Source organism: Pseudomonas fildesensis (assembly GCF_001050345.1).
GTDB lineage: Bacteria > Pseudomonadota > Gammaproteobacteria > Pseudomonadales > Pseudomonadaceae > Aquipseudomonas > Aquipseudomonas fildesensis.
The window spans coordinates 57,239-81,381 of the sequence record NZ_LFMW01000018.1; the positions used below are offsets into that span (position 1 = coordinate 57,239).

The window sequence follows — 24,143 nt, forward strand, 5'->3', positions numbered from 1 at the left end:
TGGCGCACTTCAAGGGCCTCATCGGGAGCAAGCCCCCTCCCACATTTGACCGTGTTCGCAGATCAAAATGTGGGAGGGGGCTTGCTCCCGATTGGCACAGGCCGCGCGGTGTATCAGTCGGGGGTGCAGCCCTTGAGCACCAGCCGAATAATCGTCTGCGCCGCCGCCTCATAATCCGCTTCATCCAGCTTGGCCTTGCCGGTCACCGCCGAAATCTGCCAGTCAAAATCCGCATATGTCTGCGTCGCTGCCCAGATGCTGAACATCAGGTGATTGGGGTCAATCGCCGCGATCAGGCCGCGATCCACCCAGGTCTGGATGCAGTTGATGTTGTGCTTGGCCTGGGCGTTGAGCTGCTCGACCTGCTCGGCGCTCAGGTGCGGCGCGCCGTGCATGATTTCGCTGGCGAACACCTTGGAGGCGAAGGGCAGGTCACGGGATATGCGGATTTTCGAGCGGATGTAGTTGCTCAGCACCACCGAAGGTTCGCCCTCCGGGTTGAACGGCGTGGACGCGGCCAGGATCGGCTCGATAATGCTTTCGAGCACCTCGCGATAGAGGTTGTCCTTGGACTTGAAGTAGTAATAGACGTTGGGCTTTGGCAACCCGGCCTTGGCGGCGATATCGCTGGTTTTGGTCGCGGCGAAGCCCTTGTCGGCAAACTCCTCGCTCGCCGCCCGCAGGATCTTTTCTTTGTTGCGCTCGCGAATGGTGCTCATAAAGTGCTCAGTCTCACAGATACTGTTTCTTTTTGACGGCGTCTGTTGCCGCCATGCTGCGTCGCCGCTCCTCTGCATAGCGAGCTATGAGTCGTCGCGGCTTCTTGCCTGACGGCAACAGCCACTCGCCAAAAGAGAAACATATCTATGAAACTGAGCACGGGCGGTTTCCTTGCCTGGACAGGCGGTTGCGCATGGTAGCACCGGCTATCCGCGAGCCTCAACAATGCGCCCGCAAAGCTCTGCGCCGCGCTATGCTCGCGCATCTCTCTTTTACGGATGCCCGATTCATGGCAGGAAGCAGCTTGTTGGTTTTGATCGACGATATCGCCGCGGTACTCGACGATGTTGCACTGATGACAAAAATGGCCGCGAAGAAGACCGCCGGCGTGCTCGGCGATGACCTGGCGCTCAACGCCCAGCAGGTTTCCGGTGTGCGTGCCGAGCGGGAAATTCCCGTGGTGTGGGCGGTGGCCAAGGGTTCGTTTATCAACAAACTGATCCTGGTGCCCACCGCACTGCTGATCAGCGCGTTTGCCCCCTGGGCCGTCACGCCGCTGTTGATGCTGGGCGGTGCCTACCTGTGTTTCGAAGGCTTCGAGAAGCTCGCCCACAAGTTTCTGCACAGCAAGGCCGAAGATCAGGCTGAACATGCGCAGTTGGCAGAAGCCGTGGCCGATCCTGCAACCGATCTGGTGGCGTTTGAGAAGGACAAGATCAAGGGCGCCATTCGCACCGACTTCATCCTCTCGGCGGAAATCATCGCCATCACCCTGGGCACCGTGGCCGACGCGCCGCTGATGCAGCAGGTTATCGTGCTGTCGGGCATCGCCATTGTCATGACTGTGGGCGTCTACGGGCTGGTCGCCGGTATCGTCAAACTGGACGACTTGGGACTGTGGCTGACCCAGAAGCCGGGCCAGATGGCGCGCAGCATCGGCGGCGCAATTCTGCGGGCCGCGCCATACATGATGAAAAGCCTGTCGGTGATCGGCACGGCGGCGATGTTTATGGTCGGTGGCGGCATCCTCACCCATGGGGTGCCGGTGGTGCATCACTGGATCGAGACGGTGAGCCAGAGCACGGGTGGGCTGGCGTGGTTGATGCCGACGCTGCTCAATGCGGTGGCGGGGATTATTGCGGGGGCGATTGTGTTGGTGGTGGTCAGTGCGGTCGGCAAGACCTGGAAAGCCCTGAAAGCTTGAAATTGCGCGCATAAAAAAAGGCCATTCAATTGAATGGCCTTTTTTGTGGGCGTTTACTCGGCTATCTGCAACTTGCGCGATTCCGTGTAGATATACCGCACCTTCTCATACTCAAACGGTGAGTTCATCTGACCGTAGCGGAAGCTGGTCTGGTAGCGCTTGTCGACCGCGCGCAGGGCCCAGATTTCCGGGTGGTTGGAGCTGACTTCGGAGACGTTCAGGAAGTTGATCTGCGATTCCGCTGTGTAGTCGACCAGCAGGCCGCCGGTGTCGCGCAGGTTCGACGGACCGAAGATCGGCAGTACCAGGTACGCGCCGCCGGGTACGCCGTAGAAGCCCAGGGTCTGGCCGAAGTCTTCACTCTGGCGTGGCAGGCCCATGGCGGTAGCCGGGTCCCACAGGCCGGCGATGCCGATGGTGGTGTTGACCAGCAGACGCCCGGTGGTTTCCAGGGAACGGTGGCCCTTGAGCTGCAGCAGGCTGTTCATCAGGTTGGGCACGTCGCCCAGGTTGTTGAAGAAGTTGCTCACACCGGTGCGCAGGAAGCTCGGCGTGACGTAGCGGTAACCATCGACCACGGGCAGGAACACCCATTGGTCGAAGCGGTAGTTGAAGTGGTACACGCGGCGGTTCCACGACTCCAGCGGGTCGTACACGTTGAGTGCTGTGAGCGACGAACGCTCGAACTCGCGCTGGTCCAGGCCCGGGTTGAACTTGAGCTTGGTCAGCGGCTCTTTGAAACCGTCGGTGCCCACGACGGTGGGCGCGTGGGCCTTGCTGTTGTCGGCATTGGCCACGCCTGCGCACATAAGGGCGGCAAGCAACAGAAGATATTTAGCCACGGAAAAACTCCAGCATGGCGTCGGCGTTGACGCGGTAATTGAGGTTGCCGCAATGGCCGCCCAGCGGGTAGACGGTCAAGCGATCGCCGAAGGTTTTACGCAAAAAGCCGAGGTCGCCCGGGCCGAGGATCACATCGTCGGCGTTGTGCATGACGGCGATTTTCGGGCTGTCGTGCAGGTAGTCCTTGAGGGCGTACAGGCTGACCTGATCGATCAGCTGCAACAGGCTGCCGCCGTCGGAGCGCGCGCGCCACATCGGGATCACTTGCTCGGTGAGGTAGCAGTCGAAGTCGCATTGCAGCGCACGCTTGAGGAATGGCGTGAGGCTGGTGCCTTCGGTGATCGGGTACTTCGGCGGGATGATCAGGCCGCGGCGGTTGATCAGGTCCGACGTGAAGGCGATGTCGGCGGCCGAGAAGCGGAACGAGGTGCCGATCAGCATGGCCATCTGTTCGTTGGTCAGGTGCTGCTTGGAGTTCTGGAAGTCGTAGAGCAGGGCATCGTTGAGGTCGATGTAGCCCTTTTGCTGGAAGTAGCGGGTCAGCTTGTTAAGCACCAGCTCATAAAAAGTGGTGGTGTTGTTGATGCCCTTGACCTCGGTCTGTACCAGCTTGTCGAGGTTGGTGATCGAGGTATACAGGTTGACCGGCGGGTTGAGCAGCAGCACTTTCTTGAAGTTGAAGCTGCGGCGGGTCTCGTCGAGCTTGCTGACAAACGCCGCGTCCAGCGCGCCGAGGCTGTAGCCGGTGAGGTAGAAGTCGGTGACCGGCAGCGAGGCGTTTTGTGCACGCACGGCCTGCATCACGCGGTACATGTCTTCGGCGTCTTCCTGGGTCACGCCCGGTGTGGCGAAGCGCGAGGCGGCGCTGATGAAGTCGAAGCTGGTGGGCGACGACAGTTGCACTACATGGTAGCCAGCCTGGTAATACAGCTTTTTCAGGTATTCGTTGATGCTGCTGTCAAACCGCGCGCCGGTGCCGGCAATGAGGAAAATCAGCGGTGCGGCGCGATCCTGCTTGGCAATGCGGTAAGTGAGTTTCTTCACTGCCCAGAAGTTGTCCGGCAGGCTGAACTCGCGCTCGGGGCGCATGTTCAGGGTGTAGTCGGATTGGTTGATCTCGTCATCGGTCGGCAACGTGGGCCGAAGGTCAGGCGGGGTGGTCGCGATGGTCGCTTCGAACGGATTGGTCAAAGGGTAGCCATAGCTGGCCTGGTCGATATCGACGGCCAGTGCTGACGCACTCAAAAAAAGGCTGCCCAGCAAGGCAGCACAGCGCAAGGAACGGAGCATGACTTAATCCCTAAGAGGAAACGTGCTTAATGAAGTTCGCAGGCTATGACCACCGCGTTGCCACCGAAGTGCCAGCCTTCGGCACGAAAAGTCGGAAAAAACGTCGGAATCGGGGTAATAGTAGCCAGACGATACACTTTGGCACGCAAAGGTGAACACTAATTGTGTATATGCGCCTTGCTAACGGCCGCCGTCGCATTAAGCTGAGCGCCGTTTTTGCCTATCGGAGTGCCCCATGTCCCGTCGCTTACCGCTGATCCTGCTGCTTATTGCCCTGCCGTTATGGCTCGCCGCCAGTTATGGCGCACGTTACGGCTTTATGGAGGATGGCCAGTGGGTCGGCATCTGTGCCGATGAGGCCAGCCGCTGGGAATGCCAGGTGCGTTCGAACCTGGGCTTGATGATTCACTTCAAGGTGTTGGGCTGGGCGGCGCTGATCACGTCGGTGTTGGCGTTTGTTGTGCCGGGCCGTTCGGGGTGGGGGTTGGCGGTGTTGGCGCTGGTGTTCGGGTTGCCGGCGCTGGCGTTGTACAACACCACCTTTGCGGTGTTTGCGGTGGTGATTGCGGGGTTGCGGTTGGTCAGGGGGGCTCGCATCGGCTGATAGGGCATCACTGCAACTGAACCTGTGGCCAGGGAGCTTGTTCTCGTGGCGGGTTCCGGGTTGGCTGTGTTCTGTAGGTTGATTGAGTGTATATCCGTTATTTAGGCGACGGCCTCCTATGGTTCCGCTCTTACAGCGGGTCACTTTTGGAAAGACCCAAAAGTAACCAAAAGGTCTTCGCCCCACCACTCGGCACCTCGCCTAGGCTCGGTGTGCCCGCACGCAGGCTTGAATCCGTGGGCCGCCGCGATGGGCCATCCTTGGCCCAGCGCGGCTAACCCGGCGTCCTGCCGGGTTACCCACGGATTCAAACCTGCGTGCGGCCAGCGTGGTTAACGGGGCGCTTCAGATCAAGATCAACAGCAGATCAAAAGCAGAGCACGGCGGCCTAGTAGCCGACCTGAGTGGTAGAAGCAAAGGCCAGATCAACAGCGGCGGTGTGCTTTTGATTTGATGTATGGAGATCCAAATGTGGGAGGCGGGTGCGTTGCAACGACTCGACTTGCTCCCCATTGCAGTGGGTCAGCTATAAATAAGCTGGCTGACACACTGCAATGGGGAGCAAGTCGAATCTTCGCACCGCCCCTCCCACATAAACCGAGATCGGCTTCCGGTATCAGGTCGGCTGTCAGGCCGCCTCGGCTTTGCTTTTGACCTACACCACTCAGGTCGGCTACCAGGCCGCCGTGCTCTGCTTTTGATCTGTTCTTGATCTTGATCTTAGGCGCCCCGTTAACCACGCTGGCCGAACGCAGGTATTACGGAGCGGGTAAACCGGCAGGACGCCGGTTTAGCCGCGACGGGGCAGGGACGCCCCGTCGCGGCGGCCCGCTTCGTGATGCCGGAGTGAGGGCACACCGAGCCTAAGCGAGGTGCCGAGTGGTGGGGCAAGAGCCCTTTTGGTTACTTTTGGCTGGGCCGGCATTCCGGGCTCTTTTCCAAAAGTGACCCGCCGTAAGGGCGGAACCATAGGAGGCCGTTGCCGAAACAACGGATATGCACACAGCGGTCCCGCAACGCCTGCGATAGCGACCTTAACCCTTGCGCACCCGCAAGCACCGCCACAACGCCACAACCATCAATACACTGACCAGCGCCCAACCCCATGCCTGCTGGTTCAGCAACCCTTCGCGGTACAGCTGCGGCGCAATGCCCGCACCGATAATGAAGGCCAGCAGCGCAATCTCCCTCCGTGGCCCGGTCACCGGGCGAACCAGGTACACCAGGGCCGGCAGCACCAGCGCCGCACTCGGGAAGCTGCGGTAGCGCGGGTCAAACACCAGCGCCAGCATCATCACGGCACCGGCAAACCCGGCGATTGCCACCAGCCAGCCCGCACGTTGCTCCAGCCAGTTGAAGGCCCGCTCGCGCCAACCGTCCCGGGCACTCAGGGCCAGGGCGGCGTGGGCCAGTACCAGCAGGTTCAACACCATCAGCAATCCGGCCCAGACCCATTCGTCGTTGAAGCGCGCGGTCACGCGGGTCAGTTCGGCCCAGGTGCCAATCGAACAGGCTGCCACTGCACCCAGCAGCGGCAGGGCAAACGCGGCACGGGTTGTGCGAACACGCCCACCCAGCACCAACGTGCCCAGCAGAATAATCCCGCCGACGCCCAACCAAAGCGGCCAGTACGGCACGTTGGTCACCGGGCCGGCGAGGATGCCCTTGTCCTGGCGATCTGCATCGAACAAGCCCCAGTAACCGCCGACGGCACCCTCACTGGCACGCTTCCACGGCTGGTCAAAGGCTTCGATCAGGTTGTAATGCCAGCCATTGGCTTCGGCCATGGCCACGAAACCGCGCATGAATTTGGCCTCATTGACCCGGCTCGGTACGGCAGTTTCGCGCTGGCGGCCTTCGCTGGGCCAGCCGGTTTCGCCGATCATCACGTCCTTGGGCGCGAACTTGTTGCCGAACGTCTGGCGTACATCGCCGACATGCTTGAGCGCCTGGTCGATGCCCGACGGGTCATCTTCCCAGTACGGCAGCAGGTGAATCGTCAGGAAGTCCACCGCCGGTGCGATTTCCGGGTGTTGCAGCCAGAACTCCCAGACGTCGGCGTAGGTGACCGGCTGCTTGATCTGGCTTTTGACTTTATGGATCAGCCTCACCAACTGCGTGGCCGTAACTTCCTTGCGCAGCAGGGCTTCGTTGCCGACGATCACCGAGGTCACCACATCCGGGTTGGCGTTGGCCGATGCGATCAGCAGGTCGACTTCCTTTTCAGTCGCCACCGGGTCACTGCTGACCCAGGCACCGGTCATCAACTTCAACCCATGCTTGCGCGCCAGGTCCGGCAAGGCTTCCAGGCCGGTCATGGAGTAGGTGCGGATGCATTCGAAACGGGTGGCCAGCAGGGCCAGGTCGGCGTCCATGCGCTCGGGGCGCAGCGTGAACGGCTGGTCGAAGGGTGATTGGTCCTTGTCGAACGGCGTGTAGGACGCACATTGCAGCTTGTGGCTGGCGCTGGCGACGTCCGGCAACACGACTGGCCGGCCAAGGCCGTACCAGTAGCCGACAAGGGCCAGCAGGCCGAGGATCAAGGCGAAGAAATAGGGCAGGGCAGGGAAGCGGGCATTCGCGGGCATGGTCGGCTTATCTGGGGGAGCAAAGGCGCGCATCTTACCCGGATTCAGGCCGTCCCAGTGGGGCTGCATAATTTAGACATGCAAAGTTCGGGCGGGATTTGGACGGTATGTCCTACAAAACGGCTTGCTGGCGATGTGATGTCGTTTCTTGCTTACCTGAGGTCGCTGACAGAGCAGGTCGAAGACCCCGGCAGGTTGATGATCGAAGTGTCAGCACTCCACTGATGCCGCCGCCACCGGATCGATGCGCGTGAAGGGCGCGCGGTGCACCACATAACAACAGGTTGACGTCGCTCGACATCCGTCGGGCGCAGCACTTTCGGGGAAGTACGATGAAGATGCGACGACTCTTGGGCGCAGCTGCCACTCTGGTAGTTGCGATGAGCTCCACACTGGCCAGCGCCGACAGCAAAACCCTGAGCATCGGCTACGTGGATGGTTGGTCCGACAGCGTTGCCACCACACACGTGGCGGCAGAGGTGATCAAGCAAAAGCTCGGTTATGACGTGAAACTGCAAGCGGTCGCCACCGGGATCATGTGGCAGGGTGTCGCCACCGGCAAACTCGACGCGATGCTGTCGGCCTGGCTGCCTGTGACCCACGGTGAGTACTGGACCAAGAACAAGGACAAAGTGGTCGACTACGGCCCCAACTTCAAGGATGCGAAGATCGGCTTGATCGTGCCGGAGTACGTCAAGGCCAAGTCCATCGAAGACCTCAAGACCGACACCACCTTCAAGAACAAAATCGTCGGTATCGACGCCGGTTCAGGCGTGATGCTCAAGACCGACGAAGCCATCAAGGCCTATGGCCTGGACTACAAGCTGCAAGCCAGCTCCGGCGCTGCGATGATCGCCGAACTGACCCGTGCCGAAGACAAACAGGAATCCATTGCGGTCACCGGTTGGGTACCACACTGGATGTTCGCCAAGTGGAAACTGCGGTTCCTGGACGATCCAAAAGGGATTTACGGTGCTGCTGAAACCGTCAACAGTATCGGCAGCAAGGGCCTGGAGAAGAAAGCGCCGGAAGTCGTGGCGTTCCTGAAGAAGTTCCAGTGGGCCTCCAAGGATGAAATCGGCGAAGTCATGCTCGCCATCCAGGAAGGCGCCAAGCCGGATGCCGCCGCCAAGGATTGGGTAGCCAAGCACCCTGAGCGAGTGGCTGAGTGGCTCGCTAAATAACACCACCTGTGGGAGGGGGCTTGCTCCCGATTGCATCACCGCGAAGTACCTGAAGCACCGCGGTGAATGCATCGGGAGCAAGCCCTCTCCCCCGCAAGCCTCGCCCCCCGCAATTGTTTCTGCGCCCCCGCAAACCCTCGCTACACTCCCTCTACTACTAAGGTCGTCTGGAACCTGTCCCGCAGCCGCATACAGTGGATACGTTCCAATAATAAAAAAGCTGTGCTGCGAGGATAAAAACAATGAACGACAGCATTTACCTCTCGATTCAAAACAGCCCGCGCTTCAAGGAGCTGGTAAGAAAAAGGGAAAGGTTCGCCTGGATTCTCTCGGCGATCATGCTTGGGCTGTACTCCGGATTCATCCTGTTGATTGCCTATGGGCCACAAGTGCTGGGGGCCAAACTCAGCCCCGGTTCGTCCATTACCTGGGGGATCCCTATCGGGGTCGGGCTGATTCTCTCGGCCTTTGTCCTCACCGGCATCTACGTACGACGCGCCAACGGCGAATTCGACGACCTGAACAATGCGATTCTCAAGGAGGCTGCGCAATGATTCGTCGTCTATTGGCTGTATTCGGCGCTTCGGTCTTCGCGCCCGCTGTATGGGCTGCGGATGCATTGACCGGTGAAGTGCACAAACAACCGCTGAATATTCCAGCGATCCTGATGTTCGTGGCCTTTGTGGGCGCAACGTTGTGCATCACCTACTGGGCGTCCAAGCGCAACAACTCGGCGGCCGACTACTATGCGGCCGGCGGCAAGATCACCGGTTTCCAGAACGGCCTGGCGATTGCCGGCGACTACATGTCGGCCGCGTCCTTCCTGGGGATTTCCGCCCTGGTATACACCTCCGGCTACGACGGCCTGATCTACTCGATCGGCTTCCTGGTGGGCTGGCCGATCATTCTGTTCCTGATCGCCGAGCGCCTGCGTAACCTGGGTAAATACACCTTTGCCGACGTGGCGTCCTACCGCCTCGGGCAAACCCAGATCCGCAGCCTGTCGGCGTGTGGTTCCCTGGTGGTAGTGGCGTTCTACTTGATCGCGCAGATGGTGGGTGCGGGCAAGCTGATCCAGTTGCTGTTCGGCCTGGATTACCATGTGGCAGTGATCCTGGTAGGGATCCTGATGTGCATGTACGTGCTGTTCGGCGGCATGCTGGCGACCACGTGGGTGCAGATCATCAAGGCAGTGTTGCTGCTGTCCGGTGCCTCTTTCATGGCGCTGATGGTGATGAAACACGTCAACTTCGACTTCAACATGCTGTTCTCCGAGGCGATCAAGGTTCACCCTAAAGGTGAAGCGATCATGAGCCCCGGCGGCTTGGTGAAAGACCCGATATCCGCATTCTCCCTGGGCCTGGCACTGATGTTCGGTACCGCCGGCCTGCCGCACATCCTGATGCGCTTCTTCACTGTGAGCGACGCCAAGGAAGCGCGTAAGAGCGTGCTGTATGCCACTGGCTTCATCGGCTACTTCTATATCCTGACCTTTATCATCGGCTTCGGCGCGATCCTGCTGGTCAGCACCAACCCGGCGTTCAAGGATGCTGCGGGTGCCTTGCTGGGCGGTAACAACATGGCGGCGGTGCACCTGGCCGACGCGGTGGGCGGCAGTATCTTCCTGGGCTTCATCTCGGCCGTGGCGTTTGCCACCATTCTGGCAGTGGTTGCCGGTCTGACCCTGGCGGGTGCTTCGGCGGTTTCCCATGACCTGTATGCCAGCGTGATCAAGAAAGGCAAGGCGAACGACAAGGATGAGATTCGTGTATCGAAGATCACCACCATCGCCCTGGCAGTGCTGGCTATTGGCTTGGGCATCCTGTTTGAAAGCCAGAACATTGCGTTCATGGTCGGCCTGGCATTCTCGATTGCCGCCAGCTGTAACTTCCCGGTGCTGCTGCTTTCCATGTACTGGAAAAACCTCACCACCCGTGGCGCGATGATTGGTGGCTGGTTGGGCTTGATCAGTGCCGTTGGCCTGATGGTCCTTGGTCCAACCATCTGGGTCTCGATCCTGCACCATGAGAAAGCGATCTTCCCGTACGAATACCCGGCGCTGTTCTCGATGATCATTGCGTTCGTGGGTATCTGGTTCTTCTCCATCACCGACAAGTCGGCGGCGGCAGTCAAGGAACGTGCGTTGTTCTTCCCGCAGTTTGTGCGTTCGCAGACTGGCCTGGGGGCGAGTGGGGCGGTTTCTCACTAAGGTTGTAGCTCGATAAGAAATGCCCTGGTCGAAAGGCCGGGGCATTTTTTTGTCTGGGGGTTATGAGGTGCTTGTGCCAATGCCATCGGGGGCAAGCCCCCTCCCACAGTTAACCGAGTACATCATTTGGAATGCAGTTCAATGTGGGAGGGGGCTTACCCCCGATGGTGGTAGATCAGTCGACACAAATAAAAACGGCCTCCACTGAGGGAGGCCGTTTTCGGTGCTGCTAAAAGGTGCTTACTTGCGATCTTCCAGCTTGGTAATGTCACGCGACTCGTAGCCGGTGTACAGCTGGCGCGGGCGGCCAATCTTGTACGGGCTGGAGAGCATTTCTTTCCAGTGGGAGATCCAGCCCACGGTCCGCGCCAGGGCGAAGATCACGGTGAACATGCTGGTTGGAATGCCGATCGCCTTGAGGATGATCCCCGAGTAGAAGTCGACGTTCGGGTACAGCGAGCGTTCGATGAAGTACGGGTCGGTCAGGGCGATCTCTTCCAGGCGCATGGCCAGTTCGAGTTGCGGATCGTTCTTGATGCCCAGTTCCTTCAACACTTCGTCGCAGGTCTTTTTCATCACGGTGGCGCGCGGGTCGCGGTTCTTGTAGACCCGGTGACCGAAGCCCATCAACTTGAACGGATCGTTCTTGTCCTTGGCCTTGGCGATGAACTTGTCGATGTTCGAGACATCGCCAATTTCATCCAGCATGGTCAATACCGCTTCGTTCGCACCGCCGTGGGCAGGGCCCCACAGTGCGGCGATACCGGCGGCGATACAGGCGAACGGGTTGGCACCCGAAGAGCCCGCCAGGCGCACGGTGGACGTGGAGGCGTTCTGCTCGTGGTCGGCGTGGAGGATGAAGATCCGGTCCATTGCCTTGGCGAGCACCGGGCTGATCGGTTTGATCTCGCACGGGGTGTTGAACATCATGTGCAGGAAGTTTTCCGCGTACGTCAGGTCGTTGCGCGGGTACATCATGGGTTGACCCATGGAGTACTTGTAAACCATTGCGGCCAGGGTCGGCATCTTGGCAACCAGGCGGATCGCGGAGATTTCGCGATGCTGCGGGTTATTGATGTCGAGGGAGTCGTGATAGAAGGCCGACAGGGCGCCAACCACGCCGCACATGACGGCCATCGGGTGGGCGTCGCGACGGAAACCGTTGAAGAAGGTCTTCAACTGCTCGTGAACCATGGTGTGGTTCTTCACAGTGCTGACGAACTGGGCTTTCTGCTCGGCTGTTGGCAATTCGCCATTTAGCAGCAAGTAGCAGGTTTCCAGGTAGTCCGACTGTTCGGCGAGTTGCTCGATCGGGTAGCCGCGGTGAAGCAGAATGCCATTATCGCCATCGATATAGGTGATCTTCGACTCGCAAGAGGCGGTCGACATGAAACCTGGGTCGAATGTGAAACGGCCCGTGGCCGTCAGGCCCCGTACGTCGATAACATCGGGACCAACGGTGCCGGTTAAAATGGGCAGCTCGACGGGGGCTGCGCCCTCGATGATCAACTGCGCTTTTTTGTCAGCCATGTGGCCTCCTATTTATGCTTCAAATCATCAGACAGACCCCCCACGCAGGGCCCGCACCACTATAGTGAGATAAATTCAGATGTCAATTTGCCTAAAGTCTTGCTCCAGAAGGCTTTAACCGTACTTTTTCCTCGAAATTGACTGCCGTTTACGCCTTTTAGACCGCCAGCGCAATCAGCTATTAGGGTGAGGTGCGCGCGTTGTCATTAGTAACCTAACTGTCTATACTCGGCCACCGACCGCCAAGGGCTTTTGGGCTTGCTTTCATTGGGGGTCGCACTCCCTGGGTGGTGCTTACCTGACCAGTGCACTCCCCAACAACTTTGCCCTGATTGTTAGGGGCTCTTCAGTGTGAAAAAAAGCCGTGAATAGCCAACGACCTGTAAACCTAGACCTAAGGACCATCAAACTCCCCATCACCGGCGTTACGTCGTTCCTGCACCGTGTTTCCGGCATCATCCTGTTCCTTGGCCTGGGCATCATGCTTTATGCATTGAGCAACTCCCTGGATTCCGAGGAAGGTTTTGCCGAGGTGAAGGCATGCTTGACCAGTCCGCTGGCCAAGTTCGTAGCATGGGGTCTCCTGTCCGCTCTGCTGTATCACTTGGTAGCCGGCGTGCGCCACTTGATCATGGATATGGGCATCGGTGAGACGCTGGAAGGCGGCCGCCTGGGCTCGAAAATCGTCATCGCCATTTCCGTGGTGCTGATCGTTCTGGCAGGAGTTTGGATATGGTAACCAGCGTTACGAACCTATCGCGTTCGGGCCTCTATGACTGGATGGCGCAGCGTGTGTCTGCGGTCGTTCTCGCGGCTTATTTCATCTTCCTGATCGGATACCTCGTCGCAAACCCGGGCATTGGCTATGAGCAATGGCACGGCCTGTTCTCCCATAATGCGATGCGAATCTTCAGTCTGCTGGCCCTTGTTGCCCTCGGCGCACACGCCTGGGTTGGCATGTGGACCATCGCGACCGATTACCTGACGCCGATGGCGCTGGGCAAGTCCGCGACTGCAGTCCGTTTCCTCTTCCAGGCAGTATGCGGCGTCGCGATGTTCGCTTACTTCGTCTGGGGTGTGCAGATTCTTTGGGGTATCTGATTCATGGCTAACATTCCAACTATTTCCTTCGATGCCATCATTATTGGCGGCGGCGGTGCCGGCATGCGCGCAGCGCTGCAACTGGCCGAGGGCGGTCACAAGACTGCCGTGATCACCAAGGTGTTCCCGACGCGCTCCCACACCGTATCGGCCCAGGGTGGCATCACCTGCGCCATCGCGTCCGCCGACCCGAACGATGACTGGCGCTGGCACATGTACGATACCGTCAAGGGTTCCGACTACATCGGTGACCAGGACGCTATCGAATACATGTGTCAGGAAGGTCCGGCTGCGGTGTTCGAGCTGGACCACATGGGCCTGCCGTTCTCCCGTACCGAGCAAGGCCGTATCTACCAGCGTCCATTCGGCGGCCAGTCGAAGGATTACGGTAAAGGTGGGCAGGCTGCCCGTACCTGCGCTGCTTCCGACCGTACCGGTCACGCGCTGCTGCACACCCTTTATCAGGGCAACCTGAAAGCCGGCACCACGTTCCTCAACGAGTACTACGCAGTTGACCTGGTGAAAAACCAGGACGGCGCATTCGTTGGCGTGATCGCCATCTGCATCGAAACCGGTGAAACCTCCTACATCCGCGCCAAGGCTACTGTCCTGGCGACCGGTGGTGCAGGCCGTATCTACGCTTCGACCACCAATGCCCTGATCAACACCGGTGACGGCGTCGGCATGGCACTGCGTGCTGGCGTGCCGGTACAAGACATTGAAATGTGGCAGTTCCACCCGACCGGCATCGCCGGTGCGGGCGTACTGGTCACCGAAGGTTGCCGTGGTGAAGGTGGCTACCTGATCAACAAGAACGGCGAGCGCTTCATGGAGCGTTATGCTCCGAACGCGAAAGACCTTGCCGGTCGTGACGTTGTGGCCCGTTCGATGGTCAAGGAAATCATTGCCGGTAACGGCTGTGGCCCGAATGGCGACCACGTGCTGCTCAAGCTTGATCACCTGGGCGAAGAAGTGCTGCACAGCCGTCTGCCAGGTATCTGCGAGCTGTCCAAGACCTTTGCTCACGTTGACCCGGTGGTTGCTCCGGTTCCGGTTGTTCCGACTTGCCACTATATGATGGGCGGTGTTCCGACCAACATTCATGGCCAGGCGATCACTCAGAACGCCGAAGGCGTGGACGAGATCATTCATGGTCTGTTCGCGGTAGGCGAAGTGGCTTGCGTATCGGTACACGGTGCCAACCGCTTGGGCGGCAACTCGCTGCTCGACCTGGTGGTATTCGGCCGCGCTGCCGGCCTGCACCTGGAAAAGGCACTGACCGACGGCATTCACTACGATGACGCGACCGACGCCAACATCGAAGCCGCCCTGTCGCGCCTGTCCGCTCTGAACGAGCGTACCGATGGCGAAGACGTGGCTACCCTGCGTCGCGAGCTGCAAAGCTGCATGCAGAACTACTTCGGCGTATTCCGTACCGGCGAATACATGCAGAAAGGTATTGCCCAGCTGGCCGACCTGCGCACGCGCATCGCCAACGTCAAGATCAACGATAAGAGCCAGGCGTTCAACACCGCTCGTATCGAAGCCCTTGAGCTGCAAAACCTGTTGGAAGTGGCTGAAGCGACTGCGATTGCCGCCGAGGTTCGTAAAGAGTCCCGTGGCGCTCACGCTCGTGAAGACTTTGAAGATCGCGACGACGAAAACTGGTTGTGCCACACCCTGTTCTTCCCGGGTGACAAGCGCGTGACCAAGCGGGCCGTGAACTTCTCGCCGAAGACTGTTCCGACGTTTGAACCGAAAATTCGGACTTACTAAGGGTGGCTGCCATGTTGAAAGTCAGTGTTTACCGCTACAACCCTGATCAGGACGCTGCGCCGTTCATGCAGGAATTCCAGGTCGATACCGGTGGTAAAGACCTGATGGTGCTGGATGTATTGGCACTGATCAAAGAGCAGGACGAGGGTTTCTCCTATCGTCGCTCTTGCCGTGAAGGTGTGTGCGGTTCCGACGGCATGAACATCAACGGCAAAAACGGCCTGGCGTGCATCACGCCGCTGTCCGCCGTGGTGAAAGGCAACAAGCTGATCGTTCGTCCTCTGCCAGGTTTGCCGGTTATCCGTGACCTGGTCGTCGATATGAGCATCTTCTACAAGCAATACGAGAAAGTTAAGCCGTTCCTGCAGAACGACACGCCGGCTCCGGCCATCGAGCGTCTGCAGTCCCCTGAAGAGCGCGAAAAGCTCGACGGTCTGTACGAGTGCATCCTGTGCGCTTGCTGCTCGACCTCCTGCCCGTCCTTCTGGTGGAACCCGGACAAGTTCCTGGGTCCAGCTGCCCTGCTGCAAGCGTATCGCTTCCTGGCAGACAGCCGTGACACCAAGACGTCCGAGCGTCTGGCTTCACTGGATGACCCGTTCAGCGTATTCCGCTGCCGCGGGATCATGAACTGCGTCAACGTATGTCCTAAAGGCCTGAACCCGACTAAGGCCATTGGTCACATCCGTAACATGCTGCTGCAAAGCGGCGTGTAACTGACGTTGTAACAAAGCAGGACCGTTGTGCCCGTAAATGCTGCGGCGCAGGCTTCAACCGGCGCCGTAGTTTTAACTTGAGCAGCGACTTACAAAGCCGCGGCTCTTATTTTGAAGAAATGAGACAAGCAGGGGCATTCGGGTTGGTACCCGAACTATCAGCGTGATCCTAAGTGGCTTGTTTTGGTCGCTGCACTTGGCCTTTTGCAAGCAAACTCGGTGTTTTCGCCGGTGGTGTCCCCAAATCGAGGGTGACCAAGCATGCAAGAAAGCGTGATGCAGCGCATGTGGAACAGCGGCTATCTTTCAGGTGGTAACGCTGCCTATGTGGAAGAGCTTTATGAGCTCTACCTGCACGACCCTAACGCTGTGCCAGAAGAATGGCGCACCAAATTTCAGACGTTGTCTTCAGACGGCAACGCTGCCACCGATGTATCGCATGCAACAATTCGCGATCAGTTCGTGCTGCTGGCAAAGAACCAGCGCCGCGCTCAACCGGTTTCCGCCGGGAGCGTGAGCAGTGGGCATGAGAAGAAGCAAGTTGAAGTACTGCGACTGATCCAGGCCTACCGGATGCGTGGCCACCAGGCGGCCCAGCTTGACCCGCTGGGGCTCTGGCAGCGTCCTGCACCTGCTGACCTGTCGATCAATCATTACGGCTTGACCAATGCCGATCTTGATACGACCTTCCGTGCCGGCGACCTGTTCATCGGCAAAGAGGAAGCGAGCCTACGCGAAATTCACGAAGCGTTGCAGCAGACATATTGCCGCACCATCGGCGCTGAATTTACGCACATCACCGATTCCGAGCAGCGTCACTGGTTCCAGCATCGTCTGGAAGGTGTGCGTGGTCGTCCGGTGTTGTCCGCCGATGTGCGCAGCCACCTGCTCGAACGCGTGACGGCAGCTGAAGGCCTCGAAAAATACCTGGGTACCAAATACCCGGGCACCAAGCGTTTCGGCCTGGAAGGCGGCGAAAGCCTGATTCCTATGCTCGACGAGCTGATCCAGCGTTCCGGTTCCTACGGCACCAAGGAAATCGTGATCGGCATGGCCCACCGTGGCCGCCTGAACGTGCTGGTCAACACCTTCGGCAAGAACCCGCGCGAGCTGTTCGACGAGTTCGAAGGCAAGAAGAAGGTCGAGCTGGGTTCCGGTGACGTTAAATACCACCAGGGCTTCTCGTCCAACGTGATGACCACCGGCGGCGAAGTTCACCTGGCCATGGCCTTCAACCCATCCCACCTGGAAATCGTTTCTCCAGTGGTCGAGGGTTCGGTTCGTGCTCGCCAGGATCGTCGTAACGATGCCACCGGTGAAAAGGTTCTGCCGATTTCCATCCACGGTGACGCGGCTTTCGCCGGTCAAGGTGTGGTCCTGGAAACCTTCCAGATGTCGCAGACTCGCGGCTTCAAGACTGGCGGTACCGTTCACATCGTCATCAACAACCAGGTGGGCTTCACCATCAGCAACCCGTTGGACGCGCGTTCCACCGAGTACGCCACCGACGTTGCCAAGATGATCCAGGCGCCGATCCTCCATGTGAATGGTGATGATCCGGAAGCCGTGCTGTTCGTGACCCAATTGGCCATTGATTACCGCATGCAGTTCAAGCGTGACGTGGTGATCGACCTGGTCTGCTACCGTCGTCGCGGCCACAACGAAGCGGATGAGCCTAGCGGCACCCAACCGTTGATGTACCAGCAAATCACCAAGCAGCGCACCACCCGTGAGCTGTACGCCGAAAGCCTGACCAAGGCCGGCGTGGTTGACGATGAGCGTGTTCAGGCGAAGATCGATGAATACCGCAACGCGCTGGACAACGGTCTGCACGTCGTGAAAAGCCTGGTCAAAGAGCCGAACAAAGAGCTGTTCGTTGACTGGCGTCCGTACCTGGGCCATGCCTGGACCGCGCGTCACGACACCTCGTTCGATCTGAAGACCCTGCAGGAACTGTCTGCCAAGCTGCTGGAAGTTCCAGACGGCTTCGTCGTACAGCGTCAGGTCGCGAAGATCTACGAAGACCGTCAGAAGATGCAAGCCGGCGGCCTGCCGATCAACTGGGGTTACGCTGAAACCATGGCGTACGCGACCCTGGCGTTTGAGGGTCACCCGATTCGCATGACCGGCCAGGACATCGGCCGCGGTACGTTCTCGCACCGTCACGCTGTGCTGCACAACCAGAAAGACGCGGGTACCTACATCCCGTTGCAGAACCTGTACAAAGGCCAGCCACGTTTCGACCTGTTCGATTCGTTCCTGTCCGAGGAAGCCGTACTGGCCTTCGAATACGGTTACTCGACCACCACGCCTGAGGCGCTGGTGATCTGGGAAGCCCAGTTCGGCGACTTCGCCAACGGTGCCCAGGTGGTTATTGACCAGTTCATCACCAGCGGCGAGCACAAGTGGGGCCGTCTGTGCGGTCTGACCATGCTGCTGCCACACGGTTATGAAGGTCAGGGTCCGGAGCACTCCTCGGCCCGTCTGGAGCGTTACCTGCAGTTGTGCGCTGAGCACAACATCCAGGTATGCGTGCCGACCACCCCGGCCCAGATCTACCACTTGCTGCGTCGCCAGGTGATTCGCCCGCTGCGCAAGCCGCTGGTAGTGCTGACGCCGAAGTCGCTGCTGCGTCATAAATTGGCCATCTCGACCCTGGAAGATCTGGCGGACGGTTCGTTCCAGACCGTGATTCCGGAAATCGATGCGCTGGACGCGGCCAAAGTGACTCGCCTGATCCTGTGCAGCGGCAAGGTCTACTACGACCTGCTGGAAAAACGCCGTGCCGAAGGCCGCGAAGACATCGCCATCGTGCGTATCGAGCAGCTTTACCCGTTCCCGGAAGATGACCTGATGGAGATCATCGCGCCTTACACCAACCTCACCCATGCGGTGTGGTGTCAGGAAGAACCGATGAACCAGGGCGCGTGGTACAGCAGCCAGCATCACCTGCGTCGCAGCATCGGTAACCACAACAAGGCCCTGGGCCTGGAGTACGCCGGTCGTGATGCTTCTGCTGCACCAGCATGTGGTTACGCGTCGATGCACGCCGAGCAGCAGGCAAAACTGCTGCAAGATGCTTTCACTGTTTAACGCCTTCGCGCTGACTGAAACCGAATTTTAAGGACCCACAGATAATGGCTATCGAAATCAAAGCCCCGTCATTCCCGGAATCGGTTGCCGATGGCACCGTTGCCACCTGGCACAAGAAACCAGGTGAGGCCGTCAAGCGTGACGACCTGATCGTTGACATCGAGACTGACAAAGTTGTTCTGGAAGTGTTGGCCGAAGCCGACGGCGTCCTGGGCGCTATCGTGGCTGAAGAGGGCGCTACCGTCCTGTCGAACCAGGTATTGGGTTCGATCGAAGAGGGCAGCGCTGCTGCCGCTGCTCCAGCCGCCGCTGCTGCACCGGCTGCTGCTTCTGCCCCAGCCGCCGCTCCGGCTGCTGCTGGCGAAGATCCAATCGCTGCACCGGCTGCACGTCAGCTGGCCGAAGAAAACGGCATCAACCTGGCTTCCATCAAAGGCACCGGCAAAGACGGCCGTGTGACCAAGGAAGACGTGGTTGCCGCAGTTGAAGCCAAGAAAAACGCTCCAGCTGCCGCACCTGCCAAGGCTGCTGCTCCTGCTGCCGCTGCTCCAGTGTTCGCTGCTGGCGACCGCACCGAGAAGCGCGTACCGATGACTCGCGTACGTGCCACCGTGGCCAAGCGCCTGGTTGAAGCTCAGTCGAACATGGCGATGCTGACCACTTTCAACGAAGTCGACATGACCGAAGTCATGGCCCTGCGTTCGAAGTACAAGGACCTGTTCGAGAAGTCCCACAACGGCGTACGCCTGGGTTTCATGTCGTTCTTCGTGAAAGCGGCCACCGAAGCGCTGAAGCGCTACCCGGCAGTCAACGCTTCCATCGACGGCACCGACATCGTTTACCACGGCTATGCAGACGTCGGCGTTGCCGTGTCCAGCGACCGTGGCCTGGTGGTTCCGGTTCTGCGTAACGCCGAACTGATGAGCCTGGCTGAAATCGAGGGCGGCATCGCCGGCTTCGGCAAGAAAGCCCGTGACGGCAAGCTGACCATCGACGAGATGACCGGTGGTACCTTCACCATCACCAACGGTGGTACCTTCGGTTCGATGATGTCGACCCCGATCGTCAACCCGCCACAAGCCGCAATCCTGGGCATGCACAACATCCTCCAGCGTCCGATGGCCATCAACGGCCAGGTCGTGATCCGCCCGATGATGTACCTGGCGCTGTCTTACGATCACCGCCTGATCGATGGTAAAGAAGCCGTGACTTTCCTGGTGACCATCAAGAACCTGCTGGAAGACCCGGCTCGTCTGCTGCTGGATATCTGATAGAAGCAGCTGCAGGCTTCAAGTGACACACTGCCGGATAAGGCAGTTGGGCTTGAAGCCTGCGGCTTGAAAGCTTGCTGCTAAATAGAGGAACTATTTTCATGTCGCAGAAATTTGACGTTGTAGTGATTGGTGCAGGTCCTGGCGGCTATGTTGCCGCCATCAAGGCCGCACAACTGGGCCTCTCGACTGCTTGCATCGAAAAATACACCGACAAGGAAGGCAAACTGGCATTGGGCGGTACTTGCCTGAACGTTGGTTGCATTCCTTCCAAGGCGCTGCTGGACAGCTCCTGGAAATTCCACGAAGCGCAAAGCGGTTTTGCCATCCACGGCATCAACCACGCTGGCGTGACCATGGACGTACCTGCAATGGTCGGCCGCAAAGCCAACATCGTCAAAGGCCTGACCTCCGGCGTTGCGACCCTGTTCAAGGCCAACGGCGTCACTTCCCTGCAAGGCCACGGCAAACTGCTGGCCGGCAAGAAAGTTGAAATCACCAAGCCAGACGGTTCGGTTGAAATCATCGAAGCCGAGAACGTGATCCTGGCTCCAGGTTCGCGTCCAATCGACATTCCACCGGCACCAGTTGATCAGAACGTGATCGTTGATTCGACCGGCGCCCTGGAGTTCCAATCGGTTCCAAAGCGTCTGGGCGTGATCGGCGCTGGCGTGATCGGCCTGGAACTGGGTTCGGTCTGGTCCCGCCTGGGTTCAGAAGTGACTGTGCTGGAAGCCCTGGACACGTTCCTGCTGGCTGCCGACACCGCTGTGTCCAAAGAAGCGCTGAAAACCCTGACCAAACAAGGTCTGGACATCAAGCTGGGCGCTCGTGTGACCGGCTCGAAGGTTAACGGCGAAGAAGTTGTCGTGACCTACACCGACAAGGATGGCGAACAGACCATCACTTTCGACAAGCTGATCGTAGCCGTTGGTCGCCGTCCAGTGACTGCCGACCTGTTGGCTTCCGACAGTGGCGTGAACATCGACGAGCGTGGTTTCATCCACGTTGACGATCACTGCGCAACTACCGTTCCAGGCGTCTACGCCATCGGCGACGTGGTTCGTGGCATGATGCTCGCGCACAAGGCTTCCGAAGAAGGCATCATGGTTGTCGAGCGCATCAAGGGTCACAAGACCCAGATGAACTACGACCTGATCCCGTCTGTTATCTACACCCACCCGGAAATTGCATGGGTCGGCAAGAACGAACAGCAGTTGAAAGCTGAAGGCGTTGAAGTTAACGTCGGCACCTTCCCGTTTGCCGCTTCTGGCCGTGCCATGGCAGCCAACGACACCGGTGGTTTTGTCAAAGTCATCGCTGATGCCAAGACTGACCGCGTATTGGGCGTCCACGTGATTGGCCCGAGCGCTGCAGAACTGGTTCAGCAGGGCGCAATCGGTATGGAATTCGGCACCAGTGCCGAGGACCTGGGCATGATGGTCTTCTCCCATCCGACCCTGTCCGAAGCGTTGCACGAAGCAGCGTTGGCAGTGAATGGCGGCGCCATCCACATCGCCAACAAGAAGAAGCGCTAAGCGAGATAATAAGAAACCACGGCGGTTGCCCGTCGTGAGCCTTGCGCGCAAGACTCACCGCGGAATATCCGCTGGACGCAGTCTTGTGCAGCTTGACCGGGCTTAAGTTCGGCGAGTTGTGCAAGCAGCAGTCACAGGTGGCGCGGCACTCATAATGAGCGCAGCGCCGAATGCGCAGTACCTAACGAAGACGGTAAAAAGCATGAATCTTCACGAGTATCAGGGTAAGCAGCTGTTCGCTGAATACGGCCTGCCAGTATCCCAGGGCTACGCAGTAGACACCCCGGAAGCAGCAGCAGAAGCTTGCGACAAAATCGGTGGCACCGAGTGGGTTGTCAAAGCCCAGGTCCACGCTGGTGGTCGCGGTAAAGCGGGCGGCGTTAAGCTGGTTCGCAGCAAAGAAGACGCCAAGGCCTTCGCACAGCAGTGGCTGGGCAAGCGTCTGGTGACTTACCAGACTGATGCCAATGGCCAGCCAGTCACCAAGATCCTGGTTGAATCGTGCACTGATATCGCTAAAGAGCTGTACCTGGGCGCTGTCGTTGACCGTTCGAGCCGTCGCATCGTGTTCATGGCTTCCACCGAAGGTGGCGTGGACATCGAGAAGATCGCTCACGAAACCCCAGAAAAAATTCTGAAGGCCACTATCGATCCACTGGTTGGCGCTCAGCCATTCCAGGGTCGCGAACTGGCTTTCCAGCTGGGTCTGGAAGGCAAGCAAGTTGCCCAGTTCGCCAAGATCTTCGTAGGTCTGGCCAAACTGTTCAAGGATCACGATCTGGCCCTGCTGGAAGTGAACCCGCTGGTGATCAAGGCTGACGGCGATCTGCATTGCCTCGACGCCAAGATCAACATCGACGCCAACGCCATGTACCGTCAGCCTAAGCTGAAGACTTTCCACGATCCGTCGCAAGACGATCCGCGCGAAGCGCACGCTGCCAAGTTCGAACTGAACTACGTAGCCCTGGAAGGTAACATTGGTTGCATGGTCAACGGTGCTGGCCTGGCCATGGGTACCATGGACATCGTCAACCTGCATGGCGGCAAACCAGCCAACTTCCTCGATGTGGGCGGTGGTGCTACCAAAGAACGCGTTACCGAAGCCTTCAAGATCATCCTGTCCGACTCCAACGTCGCTGCAGTACTGGTCAACATCTTCGGCGGCATCGTTCGTTGCGACATGATTGCCGAAGGCATCATCGGTGCAGTGAAAGAAGTCGGCGTTAAAATCCCGGTTGTTGTTCGCCTTGAAGGTAACAACGCTGAACTGGGCGCTAAAGTACTGGCAGAAAGCGGTTTGAACATCATCGCGGCTACCAGCCTGACCGACGCTGCTCAACAAGTTGTCAAAGCTGCGGAGGGCAAGTAATGAGCGTCCTGATCAATAAAGACACCAAAGTTATCTGCCAGGGTATTACCGGTTCGCAAGGTAGTTTCCACACCCAGCAAGCCATCGAATACGGCACCAAGATGGTTGGCGGCGTTACTCCTGGTAAAGGCGGCACCGAGCACCTGGGCCTGCCAGTGTTCAACACTGTGAAAGAAGCAGTAGAAACCACTGGCGCTACCGCCAGCGTGATCTACGTTCCAGCTCCTTTCTGCAAGGACTCGATCCTGGAAGCTGCCTTCGGCGGCATCAAGCTGATCGTTTGCATCACCGAAGGCATTCCTACCCTGGATATGCTGGATGCCAAGGTCAAGTGCGACGAGCTGGGCGTGGTCCTGATCGGCCCTAACTGCCCAGGCGTGATCACTCCAGGCGAATGCAAGATCGGCATCATGCCAGGTCACATTCACTTGCCAGGCAAAGTCGGTATCGTTTCCCGTTCCGGCACCCTGACCTACGAAGCTGTTAAGCAGACCACTGACGCCGGTTTCGGTCAGTCGACTTGCGTCGGCATCGGCGGTGACCCGATCCCAGGCTCGAACTTCATCGACATCCTGAAACTGTTCCAGGAAGACCCGAAGACCGAAGCGATCGTTATGATCGGTGAGATCGGCGGTTCGGCTGAAGAAGAAGCGGCTGCCTACATCAAGGCACACGTGACCAAGCCGGTTGTTTCCTACATCGCTGGTGTGACTGCCCCTGCTGGCAAGCGCATGGGCCATGCTGGCGCAATCATCTCTGGCGGCAAGGGTACTGCAGACGAGAAGTTTGCTGCCCTGGAAGACGCAGGCGTTAAAACCGTGCGTTCGCTGGCAGACATCGGCAAGGCTTTGTCCGAGCTGACCGGTTGGGCTGTCAAGTAAGCCTCGCGCTTAGCTGACGCTTCACCACACAAAGGCCACCTTCGGGTGGCCTTTGTGCGTTCTGGGTGATCGTCCCAGTGTGGGAGGGGGCTTGCTCCCGATGGTCGTTCATTCAACATTTGCGTCGACTGACTCACCGCAACCGCGAGCTAGCTCCCACATTTTCCGCGTGTATTGCCAAGTTAAGTACGAAAACGCGACATGATAGTGTCGCTTATCGGACAGT

19 protein-coding genes are annotated in these 24,143 nt (G+C 58.8%); 14 read left to right on the forward strand and 5 right to left on the reverse strand.

Annotation, left to right across the window (positions count from 1 at the left end):
- Window positions 1–113 precede the first annotated feature (113 nt).
- Window positions 114–719 carry a TetR/AcrR family transcriptional regulator gene (locus ACR52_RS23300; protein WP_048729964.1) on the reverse strand — a complete coding sequence of 202 codons (606 nt, stop codon included), beginning with the start codon at window positions 717–719 and terminating at the stop codon, window positions 114–116.
- A 290-nt stretch (window positions 720–1,009) separates the two neighbouring features.
- On the opposite strand from ACR52_RS23300, the gene ACR52_RS23305 reads away from it, so the two are divergent.
- On the forward strand, window positions 1,010–1,924 hold the full coding sequence (locus ACR52_RS23305) for a DUF808 domain-containing protein (protein WP_048729967.1): 915 nt from the start codon (window positions 1,010–1,012) through the stop codon (window positions 1,922–1,924).
- 53 nt (window positions 1,925–1,977) lie between these two features.
- Here ACR52_RS23305 and ACR52_RS23310 read toward each other — a convergent pair whose 3' ends face one another.
- Window positions 1,978–2,766: an MlaA family lipoprotein gene (locus tag ACR52_RS23310; RefSeq protein ID WP_048729969.1), complete on the reverse strand. Its 789-nt coding sequence runs from the start codon at window positions 2,764–2,766 to the stop codon at window positions 1,978–1,980.
- Window positions 2,759–4,057, reverse strand: coding sequence for an alpha/beta hydrolase family protein (locus ACR52_RS23315; RefSeq protein ID WP_048729971.1), 1,299 nt, complete (start codon window positions 4,055–4,057; stop codon window positions 2,759–2,761). Before ACR52_RS23315 ends, ACR52_RS23310 begins: the two co-directional genes overlap by 8 nt.
- 235 nt (window positions 4,058–4,292) lie before the next feature.
- Here ACR52_RS23315 and ACR52_RS23320 point away from each other — a divergent pair, with 235 nt between their 5' ends.
- On the forward strand, window positions 4,293–4,661 hold the full coding sequence (locus ACR52_RS23320; protein ID WP_048729972.1) for a hypothetical protein: 369 nt from the start codon (window positions 4,293–4,295) through the stop codon (window positions 4,659–4,661).
- 1,034 nt (window positions 4,662–5,695) lie between these two features.
- Here ACR52_RS23320 and ACR52_RS23325 read toward each other — a convergent pair.
- Window positions 5,696–7,249 (reverse strand): glycoside hydrolase family 17 protein, encoded by a 1,554-nt coding sequence (locus tag ACR52_RS23325; protein WP_048730161.1) that lies wholly within the window; start codon window positions 7,247–7,249, stop codon window positions 5,696–5,698.
- A 332-nt stretch (window positions 7,250–7,581) separates the two neighbouring features.
- Between ACR52_RS23325 and ACR52_RS23330 the strand changes: the two genes are divergently transcribed.
- The 3 genes from ACR52_RS23330 (at window position 7,582) to ACR52_RS23340 (ending at window position 10,642) form a co-directional block, all read left to right on the forward strand.
- On the forward strand, window positions 7,582–8,433 hold the full coding sequence (locus tag ACR52_RS23330; protein ID WP_048729974.1) for a glycine betaine ABC transporter substrate-binding protein: 852 nt from the start codon (window positions 7,582–7,584) through the stop codon (window positions 8,431–8,433).
- A 242-nt stretch (window positions 8,434–8,675) separates the two neighbouring features.
- The gene (locus ACR52_RS23335; protein WP_048729976.1) at window positions 8,676–8,987 is read left to right on the forward strand and encodes a DUF485 domain-containing protein; all 312 of its coding nucleotides are present in this window, start codon (window positions 8,676–8,678) and stop codon (window positions 8,985–8,987) included.
- On the forward strand, window positions 8,984–10,642 hold the full coding sequence (locus ACR52_RS23340; protein ID WP_048729978.1) for a cation acetate symporter: 1,659 nt from the start codon (window positions 8,984–8,986) through the stop codon (window positions 10,640–10,642). Before ACR52_RS23335 ends, ACR52_RS23340 begins: the two co-directional genes overlap by 4 nt.
- 240 nt (window positions 10,643–10,882) lie before the next feature.
- Here the strand turns inward: ACR52_RS23340 and gltA are convergent, their stop codons facing one another.
- Window positions 10,883–12,172: a citrate synthase gene (gene gltA / locus ACR52_RS23345; RefSeq protein ID WP_048729981.1), complete on the reverse strand. Its 1,290-nt coding sequence runs from the start codon at window positions 12,170–12,172 to the stop codon at window positions 10,883–10,885.
- A 364-nt stretch (window positions 12,173–12,536) separates the two neighbouring features.
- Here gltA and sdhC point away from each other — a divergent pair, with 364 nt between their 5' ends.
- The 9 genes from sdhC to sucD all read left to right on the forward strand — a co-directional run bounded on the left by sdhC (window position 12,537) and on the right by sucD (window position 23,917).
- The gene (gene sdhC / locus ACR52_RS23350; RefSeq protein WP_048729984.1) at window positions 12,537–12,911 is read left to right on the forward strand and encodes a succinate dehydrogenase, cytochrome b556 subunit; all 375 of its coding nucleotides are present in this window, start codon (window positions 12,537–12,539) and stop codon (window positions 12,909–12,911) included.
- On the forward strand, window positions 12,905–13,273 hold the full coding sequence (gene sdhD, locus ACR52_RS23355; protein WP_003172805.1) for a succinate dehydrogenase, hydrophobic membrane anchor protein: 369 nt from the start codon (window positions 12,905–12,907) through the stop codon (window positions 13,271–13,273). The genes sdhC and sdhD overlap by 7 nt, the downstream gene beginning before the upstream one ends.
- A gap of 3 nt (window positions 13,274–13,276) precedes the next feature.
- Complete coding sequence (gene sdhA / locus ACR52_RS23360; RefSeq protein ID WP_048729987.1) at window positions 13,277–15,049, forward strand: succinate dehydrogenase flavoprotein subunit; 1,773 nt, start codon at window positions 13,277–13,279, stop codon at window positions 15,047–15,049.
- Window positions 15,050–15,060: 11 nt separating this feature from the next.
- Window positions 15,061–15,765: a succinate dehydrogenase iron-sulfur subunit gene (locus ACR52_RS23365; RefSeq protein ID WP_003172807.1), complete on the forward strand. Its 705-nt coding sequence runs from the start codon at window positions 15,061–15,063 to the stop codon at window positions 15,763–15,765.
- Window positions 15,766–16,026: 261 nt separating this feature from the next.
- The gene (locus ACR52_RS23370) at window positions 16,027–18,858 is read left to right on the forward strand and encodes a 2-oxoglutarate dehydrogenase E1 component (protein ID WP_048729990.1); all 2,832 of its coding nucleotides are present in this window, start codon (window positions 16,027–16,029) and stop codon (window positions 18,856–18,858) included.
- 44 nt (window positions 18,859–18,902) lie between these two features.
- On the forward strand, window positions 18,903–20,129 hold the full coding sequence (odhB, locus tag ACR52_RS23375; RefSeq protein WP_048729993.1) for a 2-oxoglutarate dehydrogenase complex dihydrolipoyllysine-residue succinyltransferase: 1,227 nt from the start codon (window positions 18,903–18,905) through the stop codon (window positions 20,127–20,129).
- Between the two features lie 101 nt (window positions 20,130–20,230).
- On the forward strand, window positions 20,231–21,667 hold the full coding sequence (lpdA, locus tag ACR52_RS23380) for a dihydrolipoyl dehydrogenase (protein WP_048729995.1): 1,437 nt from the start codon (window positions 20,231–20,233) through the stop codon (window positions 21,665–21,667).
- 202 nt (window positions 21,668–21,869) lie between these two features.
- The gene (gene sucC / locus ACR52_RS23385; RefSeq protein ID WP_048729998.1) at window positions 21,870–23,036 is read left to right on the forward strand and encodes an ADP-forming succinate--CoA ligase subunit beta; all 1,167 of its coding nucleotides are present in this window, start codon (window positions 21,870–21,872) and stop codon (window positions 23,034–23,036) included.
- Window positions 23,036–23,917 carry a succinate--CoA ligase subunit alpha gene (gene sucD / locus ACR52_RS23390; protein WP_048729999.1) on the forward strand — a complete coding sequence of 294 codons (882 nt, stop codon included), beginning with the start codon at window positions 23,036–23,038 and terminating at the stop codon, window positions 23,915–23,917. Before sucC ends, sucD begins: the two co-directional genes overlap by 1 nt.
- Window positions 23,918–24,143 lie beyond the last annotated feature (226 nt).